This window comes from Myxococcus xanthus, assembly GCF_006402735.1.
Taxonomy (GTDB): Bacteria; Myxococcota; Myxococcia; order Myxococcales; family Myxococcaceae; genus Myxococcus; species Myxococcus xanthus_A.
Genome location: NZ_CP017174.1, coordinates 7646456 through 7667024, shown reverse-complemented (window position 1 = coordinate 7667024; position 20569 = coordinate 7646456). Strand labels below are relative to the sequence as shown.

General features: G+C 63.8%; 13 protein-coding genes and 1 pseudogene. 2 read left to right on the top strand and 12 right to left on the bottom strand.

Going from position 1 to position 20569, the window contains the following annotated elements; all coding sequences use genetic code 11:
• Window positions 1-109 precede the first annotated feature (109 nt).
• The 6 genes from BHS09_RS31495 to BHS09_RS31470 all read right to left on the bottom strand — a co-directional run bounded on the left by BHS09_RS31495 (window position 110) and on the right by BHS09_RS31470 (window position 6572).
• A complete protein-coding gene (locus BHS09_RS31495) occupies window positions 110-1426 on the bottom strand; it encodes a DUF1254 domain-containing protein (protein WP_140799861.1) in 1317 nt (438 codons plus the stop codon).
• Between the two features lie 36 nt (window positions 1427-1462).
• Window positions 1463-2854, bottom strand: a complete 1392-nt coding sequence (locus tag BHS09_RS31490; protein WP_335929624.1) for a hypothetical protein — start codon at window positions 2852-2854, stop codon at window positions 1463-1465.
• A 220-nt stretch (window positions 2855-3074) separates the two neighbouring features.
• A complete protein-coding gene (locus BHS09_RS31485) occupies window positions 3075-4082 on the bottom strand; it encodes a ferritin-like domain-containing protein (RefSeq protein WP_140799860.1) in 1008 nt (335 codons plus the stop codon).
• Between the two features lie 550 nt (window positions 4083-4632).
• A complete protein-coding gene (locus BHS09_RS31480) occupies window positions 4633-4950 on the bottom strand; it encodes a DUF1634 domain-containing protein (RefSeq protein WP_140799859.1) in 318 nt (105 codons plus the stop codon).
• Window positions 4947-5813, bottom strand: a complete 867-nt coding sequence (locus tag BHS09_RS31475; protein ID WP_140799858.1) for a sulfite exporter TauE/SafE family protein — start codon at window positions 5811-5813, stop codon at window positions 4947-4949. Before BHS09_RS31475 ends, BHS09_RS31480 begins: the two co-directional genes overlap by 4 nt.
• Before the next feature lie 15 nt (window positions 5814-5828).
• Window positions 5829-6572: a GntR family transcriptional regulator gene (locus BHS09_RS31470; protein WP_140796666.1), complete on the bottom strand. Its 744-nt coding sequence runs from the start codon at window positions 6570-6572 to the stop codon at window positions 5829-5831.
• Window positions 6573-7269: 697 nt separating this feature from the next.
• On the opposite strand from BHS09_RS31470, the gene BHS09_RS31465 reads away from it, so the two are divergent.
• Window positions 7270-9228: an alkaline phosphatase family protein gene (locus BHS09_RS31465; protein ID WP_140799857.1), complete on the top strand. Its 1959-nt coding sequence runs from the start codon at window positions 7270-7272 to the stop codon at window positions 9226-9228.
• A gap of 118 nt (window positions 9229-9346) precedes the next feature.
• On the opposite strand, the gene BHS09_RS31460 is transcribed toward BHS09_RS31465, so the two are convergent.
• The 3 genes and pseudogenes from BHS09_RS31460 to BHS09_RS40370 form a co-directional block, all read right to left on the bottom strand.
• Complete coding sequence (locus BHS09_RS31460) at window positions 9347-9652, bottom strand: alpha/beta hydrolase family protein (RefSeq protein WP_257792124.1); 306 nt, start codon at window positions 9650-9652, stop codon at window positions 9347-9349.
• Between the two features lie 290 nt (window positions 9653-9942).
• Window positions 9943-11259 (bottom strand): DUF1254 domain-containing protein, encoded by a 1317-nt coding sequence (locus BHS09_RS31455; RefSeq protein WP_140795102.1) that lies wholly within the window; start codon window positions 11257-11259, stop codon window positions 9943-9945.
• A 234-nt stretch (window positions 11260-11493) separates the two neighbouring features.
• Window positions 11494-11831 (bottom strand): annotated as a pseudogene (locus BHS09_RS40370) (transposase); the annotation flags it as partial.
• Between the two features lie 842 nt (window positions 11832-12673).
• Here BHS09_RS40370 and BHS09_RS31445 point away from each other — a divergent pair.
• Window positions 12674-15922 carry a hypothetical protein gene (locus tag BHS09_RS31445; protein ID WP_237077619.1) on the top strand — a complete coding sequence of 1083 codons (3249 nt, stop codon included), beginning with the start codon at window positions 12674-12676 and terminating at the stop codon, window positions 15920-15922.
• 485 nt (window positions 15923-16407) lie between these two features.
• Here BHS09_RS31445 and BHS09_RS31440 read toward each other — a convergent pair whose 3' ends face one another.
• The 3 genes from BHS09_RS31440 to BHS09_RS31430 form a co-directional block, all read right to left on the bottom strand.
• Complete coding sequence (locus BHS09_RS31440) at window positions 16408-17760, bottom strand: hypothetical protein (protein ID WP_174259365.1); 1353 nt, start codon at window positions 17758-17760, stop codon at window positions 16408-16410.
• Window positions 17761-17808: 48 nt separating this feature from the next.
• Window positions 17809-18132 (bottom strand): integrase core domain-containing protein, encoded by a 324-nt coding sequence (locus BHS09_RS31435; RefSeq protein WP_237079927.1) that lies wholly within the window; start codon window positions 18130-18132, stop codon window positions 17809-17811.
• 1094 nt (window positions 18133-19226) lie between these two features.
• On the bottom strand, window positions 19227-20297 hold the full coding sequence (locus BHS09_RS31430) for an IS630 family transposase (protein WP_237077616.1): 1071 nt from the start codon (window positions 20295-20297) through the stop codon (window positions 19227-19229).
• Window positions 20298-20569 lie beyond the last annotated feature (272 nt).

The window sequence follows — 20569 nt, the reverse complement described above, 5'->3', positions numbered from 1 at the left end:
GGACGGGGAGCGCCAACTGGTGGAGCTTGAGTAGCGCAGGGCTCACTGCAAGCGATGCCCTTGGTGGTCCAGCCCGAGCGCCCTCGATGGGCGCTCGGGAGGCCGACCGTCACGAACCGGAACTGCCGACCTGCACCAGTCCCGGCGCGATGTAGGAAGTGTTCTCCGGGCCGTAGATGCGAAGCACGATGTAGAACGAGCCACTCGCGGGCGAGGGCAACCAATTCGGCATCTCAGCGGCCGATGGGGCGTTGGCCTGGATGTAGATCGTCACGGAGCCGTCGGCGGCGATGCTCAGGTTCGACTGGGTCCCGAGCGAGTAACGATTAATGCTGTTGGGGACCAGGAGTTGATTCTCCCCGTACATGGTCAACGACCAGAAGGATGCAGCAGGGGGAAGCTGGCCGGCGGGGAAAGTCACCGTGTACTGGTTGGTGCCGGCGAGGGGCTTCGAGCTCTCGTCCTGGTAGGCGCGGTAGTAGATCGCCTCCGAGGGCGAGACCGGGTAGATCCCCGCCTGTGCGGTTCTCGACCGGAAGCGGTAGTCGGTCCACCACTTCGTGCCGAAGTAGGGACGGTTCACCTCCGGGAGGTTCCAGCCGTTCTTGACGATGCCATGGTGGGTCATTTCCTTGATGGCATTGCTGGCCTCGAGGATTCCGCGCTGGAGTGCACCGGCCAGTTCCGGATCGAGTGTGGACGGATTGAAGGGCAGGCCGGGCCCCACGCCGATCTGTGCGAAGCTCTCGAGGAGCGGCGCATCCCCGGCCGGCGGGGTCTGGAAGGTCAGCGCCAGGTTGAGGTACTGGAAGAACGCCAGCGTCGTGATGAACGAGGGGGCAATCGGCAGGAAGGGAGTCGCGGGCGCGGGCGCGGGCGCGGGCTGGCCGAGGAACTGGGACAGCGGGACCAGCGTGTATTGGTCCATGAGCGCCTGGGTCGCCGGGATGTCGTTGGTACCCAGGAGCTGGGTGCGTCCGAGCAGGAAGATGTAGCGACTCGGGACGGGGATCACCGTCGCGTTCGGGACGCTGCCTGGCACCATACCGGGGGGCGCAAGGACGTAGTTGCCCGCCGCCGTGCCGGTTGTCAACGAGCCAACGAAGCCAACGTTGTTGGTGCACGCATCGATGATCGTGAAACTATAGTACCGCGGTGGATTTTGGGGCACCGCCGGCACTTGCAGGACGATCGGCTCGGCGCCCAGGTCGAGCCATCCTTGCGAGTACGCCGTGTCGTTGTTGGGAGTGATGACGGTGGTATCGTTAGGCGTGGTGAGCCGCGCCTTGCCGTAGAATGTATTGAATTGCTGTTGGATGGCGAGAGTGCTCTGCCACAGGATGGAGTAGTTCTCGACCAGCGGGTAACCGTACATGAAGGCGTGGTACGCGATCTTCTGTGCTTCGTCGGGGGGCAGAGGTGTCATGGTATCTTGGACTTGCAGTGGTGGGGTGGGGTGCTGTTAGGGATGAGTCGAGAGGACAATCGAGAACGGATACCGGTCCTCGTCTCGGAGGTCCGGGTCATAGGGGCCCGTGGGCAGGACGGTGACGATGAGCGTCCGCGTCGAGTCCGCAGTGAAGAGCAGGGGCTTCGGACCCGACGAGAGGTCCAGCGTCTCGCCATCAGAGTCGGGCGTCAATCCAGGCACTGCTTGAACGACAAAGCGACGGCGTGCGTCGGCTGGGGCCTCCAGAGACACGTAGAGGGCGTTCGGAGTGCTGGCTCCGGTCCGCAGCGACAAGTAGCTGGTGCCCAGCATCATCGGCGCATCCTCCGTGACACGAAGGGTGCCAGGGGATGCCTCCTGGTCCGCAGCCAGCGCGAGCTTCGCGGCCTTCAGGTTGTCCAAGCCCCCCTGGAAGTGGTGGAAGTGGCGGTCATCGACGTGGTCTCCCGTGTACCAGCGCCAGCGTGAGAATTCAGGGACGGTCTCGACATAGCTGAAGCCCTTGTCCGCAAGCATTGCGTCGAGCGCATCGGCGAAATCTGGCTCGTTGAGCGTTGGGTCGTTCTCGGCCCCTGGTGGATTGCGGGACGCGAGCCACATGCGCGACAAGAACCCGGGGTCGCCGTCGAAGAAGCGGTCCTTCAAGTAGAGCAGGTACAGGGAGGCCCCGTACATGTACCAGGTCTCATACTTGTCATCGCGGTCAAGGGCCCAATCCGGATGGGCCTGGAAGTCATCGAAATAGGTCTTGATGTAGCGGTTCGCATACACCTGGTCCGTGAACACGGCGGACATTTCGAAGGTGATGGGGGATTCGTACCAGTCATCCGCGGCCTGCGAGGCATGCGCCATTTCATGGACGACGGTCTCTTCGAGCTCGGGGCCGCCGTAGGGGCCCCACGGGTCGACGACCATGAAGCCGCGCCGGTCGTCCCATGGGGTGGAGGGGTCACCCGAGAGGACGTTGACCAGACAGCTTCGGTGGCCCTTCCACACGAAGACGTCGAACGCTTCATCAGGGCCGCACTCGCCCTGATCCGTGATGGCGGGACGCATGCCGAGTCGCTTGACATGGTAGTCCCAGCCCTTCTCGACGTACGTTAGGACCTGCTGTGCCGTCTCTCGCTCCACCTCCCTGTAGTAGTGGACAATGACTGGCAGCGTCTCCGAGCGGATGGAATAGGGGAACATCTCGTCGAAGTCCGCCCGCCCGCAGATGGGCGAGCCCTCGGCCAACGGATGGACGTAGTCCGTTGGCTTGTCAGGCGGGTTGGTTGAGCCGCAGCCGGCGATGGCGAGCGCCAGCGCGACGCAATTCAGCCAGAGCAGGGGCTGTCGAACAGGAGGCATCAGGAGGAGGGGGCCAGATGAGTAGGCGGTGGACGCGACGTGAGCGAGCGACATGGCCTGGTCCTTGAGAGGTGAAGCATCTGATGAGGCGTCGGCGGTGACGACCTTGAGTGATTCGCACTCAAGGCCGTGTTCGGGAGGAGTCCGGGCAGCGCGCCCAGCGCGAGCACCTCCTCAGGCATTGGCGGGCGCCGAGTCCCCAACTGCGTGGACAGGCTGACTCCGCCACGGCCCTTTCCAACGACCCGCCCAGCCCTGACTTTGTCAGGGACTCTTAGAACTGCGGCACTCCGCCCGCAGACCACACGGACACGATTTGCTTGGGAAGAGCCCACATGCTACCGAGGTCGAGTTCGTCGTCCCCGGCATAGCCCTTCTCCAACGCGGTCAAGAGGCTCGTGAATCCGGTGGTGAGCTGCTGCTGCGCGGCCGCGAGCCCACTGCTCTCCGTGGTGGGATAGGTCTTCAGCGGGCCGCCGAACTTCAGCATTGCCTGCACCATCCGGAATCGCGCGAAATGGCTGAACTGATCCTCTAGGTCGTTGGCATCCTCGGGGCGGAGCTCTGAGTCGATGACGGGTCCCAGGTTGCCCTCGCCCTGCCCGACGATGGCCTGGAGCACCTCATTCGCCTGTTTCAGCGCGGTGCGGCTGTCACCGCCGATGGTGCTGCTGAACCTGGTGTAGTCGTCGCTTCTATATTGCGGGTTGGCGAATTCGCTCTTCTGCCGGTGGTCCGCGTCGGGCTGGTAGAGTTCGTTCCAGCGCTGATTGATGCCCTGCTCGATGGCCTTGTAGAACTGACCGATGGAATCGTAGGCATCTTGCGGCCCGTTCAGCACGCCATCGCTCTTGGGCTCGGGGGTCTCGATGGCGGCCAGGAGGGACATTTGCTCAGGGTCCACCGGCCCGAGCTTCACGGGCTTGTTGACCGCGATCCAGGACGGGAACCTGTCGTACCGCGGCGCCCATTCGCCCGTGAACTTCGGCGAGTATCCCTTGGGGGCGAACAGCGCATTGAAGAGGTTGCTGGCCAGCTCGAGGTGTAGCATCTCCTGCACGACGACCGAGTAGATGTTGTTGAAGGCGAGCTGCTCCCGGCTTCGATTGGGGTTCTTCTTTCCGCGAACGGTCACCTGCTGGGGTGGGAGCTGAGCGTTCGTGCCGGGAACCTGCAAGGAATAGGCGGCCGTCAGATAGAGGGGGATGGTCCACAGCTCCAAGTAGACGGCTTTCTGGAGATGCTCGAGGAGGGCCGCGTCGGTCCAGGTTTTGTTTTGCATGGAGAACTCTGAGGTTGATGCGAGGCGCCGTGGATGGATGTGCCGGCGACAAGAGCAATGTTCGCGCCAGGGCTTGCGGAAGAACGGCTCCAGTCATTTCAACTCCTTGCGGTGATGCCAGGCTCCGGGTGCCAGGGGAATCCCGTGTCACTGACACGTCAGTGACGGAGGCTGACGTGTCCGCCAACTTTGCGTTGGGCGTGGTGAGAAGCCTGCGGGCGGCCAGGCCGTGCTCGCCCGCCGCGCTCACAACCAGGCGGAAGTGTTCGTCCCTCGCCTTCGTGCGCGCCTCGCTCACTGGCGGTGACGCACTGCCGAGTGCCGCGTTGAAGCATCCATGACGCAGCAACCCGTCTTGGGGGCGGCACAGGTAGAAGCTCTGCTCGGTCGCCCCATGCCGCCGGCAGACCGCCTTCGCCTCGGCTCCGGCATCGACCTTCTACAGCATCCACATGCGCTGCTCTTCCGTTTACCTGCTTGCGTCCCGTACGTTCCCCCAGTGGAGGGCCCACTCGAAATCCGGTCCAGTTTTCGGGAGCATGTCACAGGCTCACAGCTCGACCATGACCCCGGCCGCGATGACAGCCAGGACGAACACCGAAATCGCGGTATAGATGTAGTCGCGCTCGCGCAGGGACATGACCAGCATCAGCGCCACACGCGCGATGGGCAAGATGATGAACAAGGCCACGCCGGTTTTCATCACGTCGTAGCCGCTGAGGCTGGGGGCGAGAAAACTCCAGAAGTCATGTGTCGCGCCCAAGGCTATCCCGGCGGTAACGAGCGCTGACGCAAGCCAAGTGCCGTTCCAAAGCAGTCCGGCGATGCTCTGCTCGCACCGACCAAGGCGATTGGTCGTAGGCTTCATGCCGACCCTCCGAGGAACTGAACACCAAGGGCGCTCAGGAGCATTTGAACCGCAAGCAGGGTGAGGATCACCACGAAGGAGATGCGAAGTTTCTCAGCGGGCAGCCTCATCAGCAAACGCGCCCCGACGAACGCCCCGACGACTGAGCCAAGTGCGACAGGCCCCGCAATGCCGATGTCGATATCGCCTCGCACGAAGTAGGCGCCAGCGCTCGCTGCGGCCGTCACGCCGATCATGAAGTTCGATGTGGCAGACGAGACCTTGATGGGCAGCCGCAAGGCGGTATCCATGGCAGGGATCTTGAGCACGCCGGAGCCGATACCGAGCAGCGCCGAGATCACGCCGGCCCCGTACATCAGAGCCAGGCTGAGCGGCACGTGACCAACCTGATAAGGCACGTCGCGGCCCGATGCATGGTCGGGAAAGCTCGAATGCAGGCGTAGCACCGTGGCCAGACTCTTCACGTTTGGCCCGCTGGTATCGGCCACTTCCACTTCGCGCCGCCGCGCTAGCATCTGCTTTGCGGATAGCGTCAAAATAAAAGCAAACAGGCCGTACAGAAACGAATTCGAGACGATGCCGATCAGGAACACGCCTGTCAGCGCGCCGAGTGTGGTGGCTGTCTCAAGGACGATCGCAAGCCGGATATTGGTCAGGCGCCTCTTCAGGAGCGGCGCAGCGCTGCCGCACGAACAGGCAATCACCGAGATGATGCTCGCGCCGATCGCTACGTGAATGTCTATGTTGAAGAACAGCGTGAGGATTGGCACGATGAAGATGCCGCTGGCCATGCCAAGCACGCCGCCGAGGGCACTCGCGCCAAAGGCGGCCGCGAACAGCCAGAAGACCATCGTGGGGTTCATTGACGTGTCTCCGGCTCATGACCGCGCGCGTGGACGCCGGGACAAGCGAGTGATGAACCTGATGAGGTCGCCGCGATAGTGGAGCCTTTCGTAGTCGATGGGGCGAGACCCTTCGCTATATGACGTGCGCTCGATCAGGAAGACCGGGTTACCGGGCTCCACGGCGAGGGCCTGCGCAACGGTCGGTGTGGCTGTGATGGCTTCTAGCCGGTATTCGGCCTCAATCAGTGGCAGGTGGTATCGTTCTTCGAGCAGTGCGAATATTGGCTCGGTTTCTAGATCGTGGGTGACGATCTTCTCCCCTATCTCGCGCGGCAGGTAGGTTTCATCGAAGGACATGGCCATGCCGTCGGCGAGCCGCACGCGTTGGATGCGCATGACGAGGCTGCCGGGCGACACGACGAGTTGCCGGGCAACGTCAGCATCGGCTGGGACGAGCTGACTATCCAGGAGCCGAGCGGTCGGGGTGCGGCCGAGTGCCTGCATGTCCTCGACGAAGCCAGTCAGCTCGGTCAGTTCTTGGATGATCTTGGGCTGCGCGACGAAGGTACCGATGCCGCGCCGGATCTCTACCAAGCCACGAGCCACGAGGTTCTCTATCGCTTTTCGGACTGTCGTTCGGCTAACGCCGAACCGCTCAATCAAGCGGTCTTCCGTGGGAAGTTGGCTGCGAGGAGGGAGGACCCCAGCTGCGATTTCAGAAGCAAGCGTCAATTCGACTTTCGCATAAAGCGGGTTGGATTCACGCGTGGCACCCATTATGACATCACGACATCATGATGTCGTGATGTCAAGGTCCCTCTCAAGCGAGAAGAATCCCTGATGTGCAGGGTCACTCCCTGATTCACGACTCGGCGAGTCCTTCTCGGATTTACCCTGAGTGCGTTGGCTGGAGTTGAGCGGGGACCAGAGGGGCGAGCTCAGGGCGTGCTTCCGCATGACGGAGCGTCGGCGCCTGCGCGACCGGTGCCAGGCGGTGCTGATAACGGCCCGAGGCCGTCATCAGCAGCAGATTGCCAAGGACCTGGGGCCGGACGCCGCGCAATATCTCTGGCCGCTTGCGGCCGGTTGTCTTACGCCTGCGCGCAGAGGAAGGGGCAAGGGCGCGGAGCCGTTCGGGTTTTGATGAAGCCAGGGCTGTGCCCCAGGGGGAAGAGACGGGGCACGGCGAACGATTACTGCCTCGCGCGCCTCGCTCACGGCAGTGACGCCCTACCGAATGCGACGGCGGCGCACCCGTGACGCAACGCCTGAAGTTTGGGTAGGCACAGGCACACGAATCAACGCCACCATGCCCGCATTTCAGGTGTGTCAATTGACGTGGCTGACGTGTCAACGGACGCGACGGACACGTCACCGCGACGGGCCAGGCCACTTGCGTGTCGCCTCTCCTCTGGAGTGCGCGCGGTGCGCGGCTTGCAATGCTGGAGGGACCACCTCACCCAGGAGCTCCATCATGAACATCCAGCACCACCGCGCTTTCGAGCACGTCCTCATCATCATGCTCGAAAACCAGTACCGCAGTTACGTGATGCAGAACCCCTACTTCAAGAAGCTGGCACGGCAGGGCATCTGCCTGCGCAATTCCTTTGGCGTCATGCATCCCTCGCAGACCAACTACATCACGTCGATTGCCGGGGAGCTCTGCAACGTCGCAGACGATGACCAGCCCGAGCCACTTCCTCAGCGGACCATCGTCGACCTCATCGAGGAGTCACCGCGGGGACTGACGTGGAAGGCGTACATGCAGAGCTACGACCCGCAGAAAACGCCCTGGTCGCCCACGCTCAAGCCGAAGGATCAGCGCCCCTACGTCATCAGGCACAACCCGTTCTCATCCTTCAAGAACATCCAAGAGAGCAGCGCCCGCTGGGAGCGAATCCAGGATGAGGATGCATTCTGGATGGATATCAAGAACGGCACTCTGCCGAACTACGCTTGGTTCACTCCCAACATTTGGAATGACGGCCACTATCTCACCGGTAAGTTCCATGAGCCGGAGGAGCGTGCGCCCACGCTCGTCGACCAGGCCGCGGAGTGGCTCGAGTCGTTCCTGGGGAAGCTGGGCTTCCCGGGACCGGACTCACTTCTGCCGCCACGAACGCTCGTGGTGATTACCTTCGACGAGGCGGACTTCAAGAAGTCCTACGTGGGGGGCTCGGAACTCATGACTTATGACGGGCCCAACCAGATCTACACCGTGCTGCTGGGCGACATGATTCAACCCGGCGAGCAGGCCGAGGGCTACAACCACTACAGCCTGCTGCGTACCATTGAGGAGAACTTCCAGTTGGGCTCGCTGGGAAAGAATGACGCCTCTTCCAACTGGTTCCAGTTCCTCTGGGGCAGGCAGTTCCGGTGGGAGGATGTGCCGCCCACTCCGGTCTCCGAGGCGGCGAACTTCGTGCTCGCGGAGTTCGCGGGGGCGCTCCATCTCGTGTACGCGACGAGGCAAGGTGAACTCCGCGTTCGCACGTTGGAGTCCTCGGTCTGGTCGGAGGAGCGCTCGCTCGGAGTTTCGGGGAGTGGGCCCATGGCCCTCGCGGCCACGACGGACCAATTGGTGCTCGTCTACGAGACGCGAGATGGCACGCTCAACGCTCTTTCGTATGCGGTTGGCAACGGGTGGTCCTCCGCGCCCACTCAGGTCGCCACCGGCGCGCGCGGTGCGCTGTCCCTCGTCGCCTTCGCGGACGGGCAGCGCCTCATGCTGGCCTATCGGACGGAGGAGGGCGCGATCCAGTCGCGCATCCACCAGCGCGGGGCGTGGGAAGGGGAGGTGCAGGTCCCAGGCGCCTTCACCGAGGGGCCCATGACGTTGGGCTCGCTGGGGGCCTCGCTCTACCTCATCTACAGGCCGACGGGCGGCACCCATATGTCCGTGGTCTCGTACAACACCGCTCCGTTCAACGTGGTCATCCCGCCTGCCGACAGCAAGCTTGCCGTGGGGGATGGAGTCACGACGCGAGACACGTGGTCTCCCAGTCAGTTCCCGGTCGCTGCCTTCACCCGTCAGCCCCTCGCGGACAGTGATGGAGAGCCAGAGCCCTGGAACAGGCCCTACGCGGCGGGGAGTCCCCTCGCCACGGCGGAACTCGCGGGAGTGCTCCACCTGGTGCACCCGGTGGGCTCTCAACTTCCGCTCATGACGGAGACCTTTTCTATCAGTGGCCTCATGACGCCTGCCAAGCCCGTGGCCTACGGCACGAAGGACGTTGCGTCCTTCAACGATGGTTTTGGCACCCTTGCACAGGCGGGTTGGAGTCCGCAGTCGCCCATCCTCGGGGCCCATGGCGCGCCCGGTGGAGGACTCGGCATGGCGCGGGTGGGCGATGCGCTCGTGCTCGCGTTCCAGCCCGAGGCAGGCGGGAGAGTCCACCTCCGCGAGGGCCGATACCTTTCGCTTCCGGATTGAGGCCGGACGCCGAGGCGTTCATCGTGGCCTCCTGAAGATCGAGACGCCATCGGGCCCGGTGGGAGCGCGGTTTCTCCTGCAAGCGCGCATGCGCCGCTGAAACGCAGCGGCGCGGGGCTCACTGCCGTCGTCGCAGGTGCTGGTCCAGGAAGGAGAGGATTCTCACGGGGGTCTCCTCTTCGCTCTTCGTACTGACGAAGGAGTCGATGGGCACGCCGTTCTTCCGGACCGTCTCGACGAGCGCGTCCGTTCTGTCCTTGGGAACGCGCGGATCGTTGACGCCTTGGATGACGAGCAGGGGCTTGCGAATCTTCTCCGCGTGGAACAGCGGGAAGATTTCTCGAAGCATCGCTTCCTGCGTCTGTGGTGTAGCCCTCTGCTGTACCGCGAAGCAAAATCTCTTGGGATTCAGGGGCTTAAGCACGAAGGCCCCGCGATATTCATCGCGAGGCCCGTGTTAAACAAAAGGGCCCTGCCGGTTGGCAGGGCCCTTCGTTCAGCTCCCCGAATGAAGCCCTGCGCGAACTCGTTCTCTGCGCTGCGGCAGAGAATCTCGAACCGATCTTCGAGAAAATAACGAGTCACAACAGGGGCTTATTGGCATGGTCCAGGCAGCGACTGCCGATCAGGGCCCGATTGGTTCGCCGCGAACTTCGCGCAGCCACTGAATTTCGGGTAGGCACAGCCCTCGATGGGCGCTCGGGAGGACGACCGTCACGAGTTGGAGCTGTCGACCTGCACCAGACCGGGCGGAATGTAGGACGTAGTCTCCGGGCCGTAGATACGAAGCACGATATAGAACGAGCCACTGGGCGGCGAGGGCAACCAGTTTGGCATCTTGGGGCCGGCGGGGGCGTTGGCCTGGACGTAGATCGTCACGGAGCCGTCGGCTGCGACGGTCAGGTTCGACTGAGTCCCGAGGGAGTAGCGATCAATGCTGTTGGGGACCAGGAATTGATTCGCCCCGTACATGGTCAACGACCAGAAGGCCGAGGCAGGGGGAAGCTGGCCCGCGGGGAAAGTCACCGTGTACCGATTGGCGCCGTCGAGGGGCTTCGAGTGGGTGTCCTGGTAGGCGCGGTAATAGAGCGCCTCTGAGGGCGAGTTCGCGTAGATCCCTGCACGTGCGATCATCGAACGGAAGTCGTAGTCGGTCCACCAGTCCGTGCCGAAGTAGGGGAGGTTCACCTCCGGCATGTTCCAGCCATTCTCGACGGCGCCCTCCTTGGTCTTGTGTGTGATGGCATTGCTGGCCTCGAGGATGCCTCGCTGGAGCGCGCCGGCCAATTCCGGATCAAGCGTAGAGGGATTGAAGGGCAGGCCGGGCCCCACGCCAATCCGTGCGAAGCGCTCGAGGAGCGGTGCATCTCCGGCGGGCGGGGTCTGGAAGGTCAGCGCCAGGTTGAGGTACTCGAAGAACGCCAGCGTTGTGACGAATGAGGAGGCGGCCGGCAGGAATGGAGTTGCGGGCGCAGGCGCGGGCGCGGGCTGGCCGAGGAACTGGGACAGCGGGACCAGCGCGTACTGGTCCATGATTGCCTGAGCTGCCGGGATGTCGCTGGGCCCCAGGATTTGCGTGCGCCCGAGCAGGAAGATGTAGCGACCCGGGACGGCGATCACCGTCGCGTTCGGGACGTTGCTGGGCACCATGCCGGGGGGCGCAAGGACGTAGTTGCCCGCCGCCGTGCCGGTTGTCAACGAGCCAACATAGTCAACGTTGTTGGTGCACGCATCGATGATCTGGAAACTGTAATATCGCGGTGGATTTTGGGGGACCGCCGGCACCTGTAGCACTATTGGCTCGGCGCCCAGGTCGAGCCATCCCTGAGAGTACGCCGTGTCGTTGTTGGGAGTGATGACGGTGGTATCGCTGGGACCGTAGAGCTGCGCCTTGCCGTAGAATGTATTGAATTGCTGTTGGACGGCGAGAGTGCTCTGCCACAGGATGGAGTAGTTCTCGGCCAGCGGGTAACCGTACATGAAGGCTTGGTACGCAATCGCCTGGGCTTCTTTGGGGGGCAGAGGTGTCACGGTAGTTTGGACTCGCAGTGGAGGGGTGGGGGCTGTTGCCGACAGCCCCAGGCTCAAAACTGCCAGCGACGTCGATACGCCGCCTGCTTTGGCAGGGCATCCTCGCAGTCCGCAAGTCAAGGAACAAGGGCAGAACAGACGGTCAGGTCCCGAACCTTGTGTAGTTGGCCAGGAGGGGATTGGGGAGGAAGGCTCCTTGGCGGCATGATGCAGAGGCGTCTGGGTTGACTTCAGCTAGGCCACGTCAAGGTATCTGCGGTCATCCCAGACACCGGTGACTTCAAGAGCGACGGCGGTGAATAGGCGCAGAGCGCTGTCGCGGTCTGGGAACGCCCCGACACCACGGATGCCGCGCTTCACCTCACCGCGGAGGCGCTCCAGGCCGTTGGTGCTGCGCAGGTGCTTCCGTGGCCGTGGGGAAGGAGAAGAAGCAGGTGGCGGTGGCGAAGCCCTGCCGCAGGCGCTGCATCGCCCCTCGGGCACCTGCCGCCGCAGCCCCTCCTGGAGGCCTGGAGAGTCGGCGCCTCGAAGAGGGCCGACCTCTGCTTGCGGAGCTGTCCACGCAGCCGCCAGATGTCGCCTCTGCCGTGCGGGCCTCTCTCACTTGCACTGACGCACGGTTCAACGGGGGACTGATGCTGCGCCCGAGGCTTGAGGAGGCGCAGCTTGGTTCGGGACCGGCAGCCCTGCCTCGCGCATCAGCTACGGCCAGCGGAACTTCGCGAGAGGGGCCTGGGCGGCACAGCCAGCTCCATGCCTTGGCGGTGACCGGGGCCAAAGATGGGAACTACCGGAGGGGTACCGAGTCCAGCATGGCGATTCCTCCGTCATCCCCAGCGGTCTTGGAAGTTCAGGCCTGCCGAGAAGGGGGGAGGTGTCGGAAGTCCGGACCCCCCTCGGTGACAGCCCCGCATCACAGCCGCACGCGCACCTGCCCCGTGCGCGCCTCGCTCGCATTGACGCACTGTCAGATGTGGACTCCGGCGCACCCAGGGCGCAGTGACCGAGTTTTGGGTAGGCACAGTTACTTGGCTTCGCTTCATTGCCCTTCCCCTTGCGCACCAGCTTCGCCTCCGGGGCAATCTTCGACTCATGCTCGCGTTGCTGCGCTTGTGGCCGTGGAAGTCAATCGTCGGGTTGCCCTTGTCGCCCTGCGCCTTCTCGTCCTTGGGGCGGAACGCCTTCAGGCTTACCCAGGTCTCGACGTGCGTCCGGTAGGTACAGCGCCATTGACACGTCAACGCTGCCTCAATGACACGTCAACCCTCCTCACCACGTCCCCTCTGTGGAGGGAGCGCGCGGGGATTGTCCGTGGAACGGCACTTGCTAAGTCCCGAGAATCCCTACCCCCGGAATCCCCATGTCCAAGAAAAGATGTTCCCGGCGCCGCTGGATGGGTGGCAGCCGCCCCCCTGTGCTGGCGATTCTCGCCTGTCTCCTGTTGACTGGCTCGTGCGCGGAGACGCTCCCCGAGGACGATACCCCAACGGAATTCACCGTGAAGAGCCCCCACGAGGACCTCGACAGCGTCGTGTGGGAGCCCCAGTTCGAGCCCGACTACAACAACCTTCAACCCCAGCCCTGGGTGGAGGTCGTCACGGAGACCCAGGCGCGCACCGTCGTCGTCCGGCCAGACTCGCTCATCTTCCCCAGGGCGGAGCACCCCGAGGTGCTGGAGTGGGAAGCTGGCAAAATTGTGGTGTCCGCACCGAGTGACGGCCCGGGCGCGAATCCCCTGGGCTTCGCCCGGAGGGTTGTCTCCGTCACCGAGGTGGATGACACCCTCGTCGTGGCAACGGAAGCCGCGGCGCTCGAGGACATCGTCAAGGGGGAGATGCGGCTTACGTTCGACTACTCGAACATGGAGACCGTGGACATCTCAAAGCTCGACCTTGAATGGGCCGCCAGCCACCTGTACGTCGATGCGAATGTGATGTCCCCCAGCGCCGAGGGCAATCCCGACGATGAGCCCTTGCCCGAAGTTGGAGAGGAGCTTGACCCGAATCAGCCGGGAGACCCCTTCCTGGGCTCCATCTGGAACGCAATCAAGGCGGTGGGCGAGGCCATAGGCGGAGCGGCCAGGGCGGTGGCTGAAGCGGCGGTGGACATCTGGAAGGCCGTGACGGTCGAGGGAATCACCAAGGGCTTGGATATCAAGCCCGAAATCAAGAACAACTACGCCAGCCCCTTGTTCACGCTCAAGGAATACAAGAAGACCTTCAACGAGACAGGCAAGACTCCGTACACGCTCTCCATTTCGGGCAGTGGAAGCGCGGCGGTGGAGTACACCTTCAACCCAGGCGCGCAGGTGGAGTTGCACGTGCCCGGCCTTTTGGCGGGCCGCGACTCGACAAGAATGACGCTGAACGTGGATAGCAAGGCCCGGTTCAAGCTCGACCTCGAGGCCATTCTGAATGCCACGATAGCATCCGTGGGCACGCTGAAGGGCCCCGAACTCGCGAAGAAGCTCGCGGAGAGAACGAAGTTCGCCGAGGACACCCTTGCCGACGCGAAGCAGAAGTACCTGGGCAATCCGGACATGCGGCCCGCGGGAGGCTGGAAGCGCAACATCCTCGTCACGAAGCCAGCCGTGCAGACGGTCCTCGTCGGGCCCGTGCCGGTCGTGTTTACCCAGACCCTCCAGCTGGACCTCGAGTGTGGATTCGAGGCGAAGGCGGGCATCAAGGCGAAGGTGGAGTATGAGCAGAACGCGACCTTCAAGTTCACGGCGAAATACGAGAACGGAGCGTTGACGAACACGCAGCCCGTGCACACCACTGCGAAGAACACCTCCGCCACGGTGACTGGCGAAGGCAGCCTGGTGGTCGTCTGCGGGCTCATCCCCCGCCTGAACGTGTACGTGTACGACGCCCTCGGTGTGAATGCCGGTGTCCGCGCGTCACTGGTGGCCAGTGCGAAGTATGCGTCACGCTGCGAAGGGAAGAAGGCGACGGCGGACATCACCCTGGGGCTCGACGCCAGCCTCGGTGTCCAGGTGGGCGGGCGGGTCCAGCCCCCGGGAACCAGCTACTTGGGCTCCTCCGGGGCGGGGCTTGGATGGGACATTGGTCCCCTCGAAGTCCACACCATTCCGATTCCACTCTGGGGGCCCGAGAAGATCAGCCTGAAGGATGGTCTGGGTTTTTGCGCGAACACGTGTGGCAATGGGAAGCGGGATGGGCGTGAGACGGGAATAGACTGTGGCGGTGGTTCCTGTGGCGCTTGTGCTGCGGGCAAGCGCTGCTTAGTCAACTCGGACTGCGCACATGGGTATTGCAATGCGGGTAAGTGCTCGGCCAAGGACCACTGCGCCGATGGCGTCGTGGACGGAGACGAAACGGGCATCGACTGCGGCGGTTCGAAGTGCAAGCCCTGCGGCAATAAGCAGGGCTGTATCCGCCCCGAGGATTGCGCATCCGGGTACTGCAAGAAGTCCGAGGTTTCTGGAGTGAATTTGGGAGTATGTGTGCAGAACCACTGCAACACGGGTGTCCAGGACGCGGACGAGAGCGGCATCGACTGCGGTGGGAAGGACTGTGCGAAATGCAAGGTGAAAGCGCGATGCGCGGTGGGGGCAGATTGTGCGTCCGGGGTGAGCAACGGCACCTTCTGTGTCCTGAGCTCCTGCCAGGACGACAAGAAATCCGGTGACGAGACGGACGTGGATTGCGGCGGTTCCGTCTGTGCACGCTGCGATATCAGAATGGAGTGCAAGCAGAACTCCGACTGTATGCTGCGGGGGGGGGCGGAGAGGCGTCCCCTGTATTGTGAGAAATACGGCTCAGACGATGGATTATGCCAGCCCTCATGGTGCGATAATGGGAAGAAGGATTTGAACGAGACCGACGTGGACTGCGGGGGGCCCTGCGCACCTTGTTCTGAGGGAAAGAAGTGTTACCAGCAGAGTGACTGCGCCGCGGGTCTGGAGTGTGATACGTCGGCCATTCCCCGCCTCTGTGTGTCGTTCCTCTGCGCTGCGGGCCAGTACCTCTCCAGTGGAGTCTGTGTGGACGTGGGAATCGGGTATTGGTCGCCCGCGAGCTCCAATGCCCGTAATGCCTGCACGAACGCACCCGTGAATGCGGTGTATACGAGTCCAACCGCTGCCAAGAAGGACTGTCCCTGGACCTGCAAAGCTGGGTATCTGCGCGACGCCACGGGGACGAAGTGCGAGAAGAACGACACCGTCCAGGTCCTCACGTGCGGGGACGACGAGGTGGCGGTCGGAATCCACGGGCGGGCAGGCGAATGGTTGGATGCGCTCGGGATGCGCTGCGCCCGCTTCGACTCCGGAGGAGTCATCGGTGGCACCACGAGCGCTCCCTCGATTGGTGGCATGGGCGGCAACCTCTTCACCCAGGACTGCGCGGCGGGAGAAGTCGTCCAGAGGGTCACCGGAATCAACGGCTGGGCAAAGGACGCGCAAAATCAAGCATGGTGCAGCGAACTCAACCTCTCGACGATTGTGCTGTCGTGCAGGAATCTCCAGACGGGGAAAATCACGGTGATGCCCAAGGTAGGCGGGGGGGGCACTAACTGCAAGGTGGGCAACGCCGAGTACTCCTTCGGCTGTGGTGCAGATGGCTATCTCCGCGGGCTCGCGGTGGATAGCGCGAACACCTCCATGTACGTCGGCTACGTCCTCGACAGGAGTTGCCGCTAGGCGCTCGGCGACCTCTGTCGCCTCCGCCAGAGCCAGGCTCCCAGCCAGGCGCCCGCGCCTCCCATCCATCCCCAGAAGGAAGATGGGTGGCGGGGCGCTGGCTTGGGCGAGGCGGATGGGGCGGAAGGGCCACTCTCGAGTTGTGCCTACCCAAAATTCAGTCGCTGCGTCATGAGTGCGTCAAGGCTGCGTCAAAACGCGCGTCATGACGTGAGCGATTCGCATGGCGAGCCGTGGGTCCTCCCTTCCGTTTGACAGAGGTCGGAATTACGCCCGTCTCAGACGCCTCAACACCTCTCTGCCTGCGTGTGGACACTCCCCGCCCTTCCTGCGAACGCAGGTAGGCTGGTGCAGCACGCGCGGGTCTACACCAGCGTCGCTCCTGCTGTTGCTCGGCGGAGAGCCGGCGAGGCTGCCAAGCCATGAGAAGTGCACCTCCTCACGAACGCAACAGCCTCGCTCTTAACCTTACTCCCTGAGGCTCATTAGGGTTGAGGCGCCGGTGAGCGAGCCTCGGGAGCCTGGAGAACCAGGTCTCCTGGTCGGGGCCCCTTGTTGGCGCGCCAGCCGGGGGCCAGCTCCAACACCCAGCCCTCGCCTTCCCAGCGTGCATCTCGGGGGCCCGACGGGGGGGCGTTCACCGTGGCCGTCTTCCAGTCCGAGGAGAGGAGCACGTCGGAGGTCGCAGTGAGCGAGCCCCACGCATCGACGATGCGGGCGCCGGGATACACCGTGCCGTGCTCGGCGAGCGGGATGAGCTCACCGGGGTTGAATTGGATACGCATGCGCACCAGGGGGAGGTGTAGCACGGGGCCCTCCACCAACTTCTTGCGCAGCGCCTCGGCCCGGGCCTGGGCGAGGCGGGCCCGCTCGCGTTCGGTCTCTCGCAGAGCGGCGCCTCCGTAGCGCGCTTCGCGCTCGGGTGAGGGCTCGGGCGTGCCCAGCCGCAGTGCGTCCTGGAGCAGCGTTCCCAGGTCCGCCCCGGCGAGCGCTCGGGCACGCCATCCCTGGGCGCGGGGGCCCGCCTCGTCCAGCAGGAGGCCATAGGCGGGGCCTGATGCATATGCGAAGGAGCGCACGAAGGAGCTTCGCTTGACGGCATCGTCGAGGTTCTCCAGCGCCAGGGCCCGCCTGCCACGTGCGTCGGCCACCGCCAGCGCCACACCCGTGTATTCGGCGAGGCCTTCGTGCTCCTCGAGGAGCCCTTCCGCGACCGCCGCTTCAGGGAAGCGCGTTCGGCGCTCGCGACGGAACACGAGAGCGTCCTCGACGGCGCGGGTGCGGACCGAGGGGGTCGTCGCGCGCAGGGCGGCCGCGAGGGCACGCCACTCGAGTTGCAGCAGCGTGCGGCCCTCGATGCCATCGAGGTGGGCATTGTCCTTCTCCCGCCCTGGGTGGCCCAAGGTGGTGCGGAGCCGATGAAAGGCCTCGTGGGCAAGCAGGGCACGGCGACGCGCGGGGGCATCGGGCAACGGACCTTGGAGCTGGACCCAGGTGGTTCCCGCCCAAGTCAGCGCCGTGTTGGCGATGGTGAGTTCCGAGGGGAACATTCCCACCCAGGGCCCTGTTCCCGATCCACTCGGCCAGGTGCTCGCGACGAAGACGCGCGTGACGGGATGGACGACGAGGAGAGGGGCACACAGCGACTGTCCCCACAGTCGCCGTCCCGCGGCGTCACACGTTCGTTGGAATTCCTCGAACGTCGAGGTGAGTGCCCCTACCTCCAGAACGTCGGGCACTGTCTTCACCTCGGGTTCGGCCACGGCCGAACCGAAGCTTGAGAAGCCAATCGCCGCCACAGCCACCTGCGCGAGCCTCACCTGTCGAAGGAATCTCATTGAGCCATTGTACCGCGCCGGATTGTTGAGACACCAGGTTGGTTGTAATCAGGCCGCCTGTTTCGACTGCATCAGCTCCCGCCGGGCCTGACTCGGAGAGTGATAGTTGTGACACTCCAGCAGCCAGTGCTCGTTGTACCGGTAGGCCCACTGCAGCAGGGCCAGCCGGAGTTCTTCCTCGGTGGCGAAGGTGCGTACCCGGAGCAGTTGCTTTTTGAGCGTGCGGATGAAGCGCTCGGCGCAGCCATTGCCTTCGGGGCTGCGGACGAAGGACGGGCGGGACTCGGCTCCCAGAAAGCGCAGCTTGTCCTGGAAGGCTTCCGAGGCGTACTGGCGGTCGTTGTCGTGGCGGATGGCCAGCCCTGTGGCCACGCCACGGTCGTACGCGCCGGAGCGGGCCTGGATGCCCTGGCAGGGGCTCGAGGGCCTCGACGCGATTTCCCACCCGAGCGGCGTGGCTGCCCACGCGCGCGGAGGTGCCGTGGTCGACGGCAATGAAGACGGTGGCCTGGCCTTCCTGCGTCGTCACGGTGCAGATGGCTTCGGTGCCCCACATGACGTTGGGCTTGTCGATGGTAATCGTGCCGTCGTGGGCCCCAGCACCCGGAGGGCCCGGTTCCTTGCCAGCAGCCCCGGCTGATGCATCAACTGGCCCAGGCAGAGCGATGTCCTTGCGCGCCTCGCTCACTCGAATTGACGCACTGGCGGGCTGGCCTTGCCGCGCGCGTGACGCGGCGACCGGGTTTGGGTGGGTGTAGCGGGCAACCGGACTTTCCAGTCGGTGAAAGAGGTGCTCAATAGAGCCCTGTGGTGGAGAAAAAACCACATCTGGCGTGTGAGTCGCCAGATGTGGTTTCCGAACTGGGTGGAAGTGGCTGTGTCGGGAGGCGCGCCCAGAAATTACATGGTCAATTTTCGTGGGCGCATCTCATGAACAAACGAGCTGCGAGCAGTCTCTACGGGGCGGGTGGTGCTTCGACTGGAGGCTTAATCCTGCCAACGCATCTCCCTTCGATGCATGCGGCAGTACATGACCTGGGGCAGTAATAGTCCGCCACACCGCCGCATTGGATGTAGGTCGTATTGAGAAGAGCACGGGTTTCCCTGCGTTGGCGCCAAGTCCATGACGTTGAAAAGCAACATCCTTGGGGGACCACGCGGAGGTCTTCTATGTAGCAGTCGTCGTCTTCTACGCAGTTGTTATGTCGCTCGGCATCGGTTTTGAAGATGGTGCGAGCCCTCTGGCATTCGATGCTGTCCGCCTCGTTCTGAATGTCGATGGGGGCAGGGGCTCTCTCAGAGGGCGCCGTGCATCCGTATATGCAGGTGAGTGCGAGAGCAGCGGCACGTTGGCGAGGAGTGTTGCCGATAGCTTTCAATCAGTATCGCGACATGGTCAGTAAAGGCCTCACCTCCATATTTGACTTTGCCAGTTACCCAGTCAAGTCCGTGGGCTGATTCATGTGCTAAACCAACGATCGTGATTCTCGAACGACCTCAGGAGGTGCGCCTGAGGTCGGCTCGACGCAGGGATGGACTGGCGGAGCGCTGGGCATTGCGAGCGGTAAGGTAGGCATGCACGCGGGCATGGGCTGGGCCATGGTGCGGCAGCGGTGATTGCGAGTGACGTTGGCGTGCAAGTCAAGCCACACCCGCTCGATGCGATTGCCCTGGGGGCAGTATGGCGGCAGGAAGTGGAGGACGAAGCGCCCGCGGAGTTGCGCCAGGGCCTTGAGCGTCTTCTTGCTGGAATGCACCGAGGCGTTGTCGAGGACGAGGTGGATGCGGCGGGCTCGTCGGTATTCACTCGCCAGGCGCCAGAGCAGTTGGATGAAGAGGAAGCTCGCCTTGGACGTGCCTTCCACCCACGTCAGTTTCCCCGTGCGTGTGTTGAGTGCTCCGGCCAAGTAACGCTTCTGGTTGTTGCCCGGCGTCACCACCACCCGGCGCTGTCCGGGCAGACACCAGTCGCGCCCCACCTTGGGGTTGAGGTGGATGTCGACCTCGTCGACATGGAGGACGGGCTCCTTGGCGGGCCCATACACCTCGAGACACCTCAACTCATGGAGTCGACGTCGTCGCTTCCAGCTGTGCCATGGACACTCGACAATGGGCTTGGCCGCCTTGAGCCGGGCACCGAGCGAGGCGAGCGTGCGCCCCATGGTCGCCACGGACACGCGGGCCAGGCCTCGGCGGGCCAACTCTTGGCACAGCAACTCGCGAGTCCAAGTAGGACGACACCAGCCCCAGTCCTCGGGCGTCCCCTCCAGCACGCGGATGAGCCGCTCGCGGAAGCGCTCGTCCACCTTGGCGCGTCCGTTTCCCTCCCGCCTGTCTCGAAGAGACTGGCGTCCACCCTCCCGGTAGCGCCGGACCGCCACCACCACTGTCGAAGTGGCACACTCCAATGTCCGGGCGGTGGCGTGGCACGACGCTCCACGCCCCACGGCCGCCACCGCCAGGCACCTCCGATAGGTGAGCGGGCAGCCGCTCTTGATTGCCCACCGAAGCAGCGCCTGTCGCTGCTTCCTCTTCAACCACTGCCTACCTTTGCCTTCGGGCAGGGCCTTTTCGCTCTCAGGCTTTCTGCGCACACAGAGCCGAACGGGAGGTGCCCCTGCCCATTCTTCCCGCTCGCTCCGCGCCCGCTTGCCCTCCAACCTGATCGAGATTCACGAACCTCGGTTTAGGGATCGGCGTCCTGGTGATGCCACGTGTGCTGCTGGCAATCAATGCTCTGTTCTTGCGCCTTGAGGGGGCGCATTTGTCTGCGGCCGAGGCGCAGGCCCGACTCGATGAGAAGATACTT